This window comes from Polynucleobacter sp. 39-46-10 (assembly GCF_002282275.1).
On record NZ_NCJB01000436.1, the window covers coordinates 1 to 1,641 of the forward strand.

Genomic DNA, 1,641 nt, shown 5'->3' on the forward strand with positions numbered 1-1,641 from the left:
ACAGTCCTGATTTATCGAATTTGCGTTATGGCAAAGTCTGCATCCTGTCCGATGCGGACGTCGATGGTGCCCATATTCAGGTACTGCTATTAACTTTGTTCTACAAGCATTTCCCAAAACTAATCGAATTGGGTCATGTGCATATTTCTAGGCCACCATTGTTTAGGGTGGATGCACCAGCACGTGGCAAAAAGCCAGCACAAAAGATTTATGCGCTTGATGCAAATGAACTTCAAGCCATTGAAGATAAATTGCGTAAAGATGGCGTTAAAGAAACGGCTTGGCAGATTTCTCGCTTCAAAGGTTTGGGTGAGATGAGTGCCGAGCAATTATGGGATACCACTTTGAATCCAGATACTCGTCGACTCTTACCGGTGACCTTGGGTACATGGACAGAGGATGAAACAATCAAAACAATGGATATGTTGATGGGTAAGTCCGAATCTGGGGCGCGTCGCGATTGGTTGGAAGAGCGCGGTAATGAAGTAGAGGCGGATATCTAATGGCGATTAAAAAAACTCCAGGCGGCAACAAACCAGCAGAGCAAGCAGACTTGTTTGCAGGTGAACCTATTGAAATGAATGTTGTTGAAGTTGACGAGCCAATTACTGCTGAAGCAGGCGGCCCAAAAGACCCTCATGATCCAAAAAAGATTGAGCTCAACGAAGATGACAAAGACAGCCTCACCTTGGCGGTCTATGCTGAGCGCGCTTACTTAGATTACGCAATCAGCGTTGTTAAAGGCCGCGCCCTACCAGATGTATCTGATGGCCAAAAGCCAGTTCAACGTCGCATTCTGTTCTCTATGAGTGAGATGGGTTTACGCGCTGACGCTAAACCCGTGAAGAGTGCTCGCGTAGTTGGTGATGTTCTCGGTAAGTTTCATCCCCATGGTGACCAATCTGCTTATGACGCATTAGTGCGTCTTGCCCAAAGCTTCTCGTTGCGTTATCCGCTGATTGATGGTCAGGGTAACTTTGGTTCACGTGATGGCGATGGTGCGGCAGCAATGCGCTACACCGAAGCCCGTTTAACCAAGATTGCTGGTCTCCTCCTCAGTGAGATTGATGAAGGTACGGTGGACTTTGCACCGAACTACGACGGATCTTTCCAAGAACCTAAGTTATTACCAGCGCGCTTACCCTTTGTTCTATTGAACGGCGCATCCGGTATTGCGGTAGGTATGGCAACAGAGATTCCTTCACATAATTTACGTGAAGTCGCTAGCGCAGCGATTGCTTTAATGAAGTCTCCGAAGATGAGTACTTCAGAACTATTGGAGATCATGCCTGGCCCAGACTATCCAGGTGGTGGTCAAATCATCTCTTCCTCGGCTGAAATTGCACAGATTTATGAAGCAGGACGAGGCAGTCTCAAAGTGCGTGCTCGCTGGTCTATTGAAGAGTTGGCTCGTGGTCAGTGGCAAATTGTGGTGAATGAGTTGCCACCATCCACATCATCACAACGCGTATTACAAGAGATTGAAGAAATTACCAATCCAAAAGTGAAGGTTGGTAAAAAGACATTAACTCCTGAGCAAAACAATCTCAAATCCACCATCTTGAATGTGCTTGATGGTGTACGTGATGAGTCCAGTAAAGATGCGGCTGTGCGCTTGGTATTTGAGCCTAAGAGTAAAAA

The 1,641-nt window shown here is 46.7% G+C and carries 1 protein-coding gene and 1 pseudogene; both read left to right on the top strand.

Annotated features, from left to right (window positions below):
• Positions 1 to 503: pseudogene (locus tag B7X71_RS16545) on the top strand (DNA topoisomerase IV subunit B); the annotation flags it as partial.
• Between the two features lie 74 nt (positions 504 to 577).
• On the top strand, positions 578 to 1,641 hold a 1,064-nt coding region (locus tag B7X71_RS16550), incomplete at its 3' end, for a DNA gyrase subunit A (protein WP_293601541.1).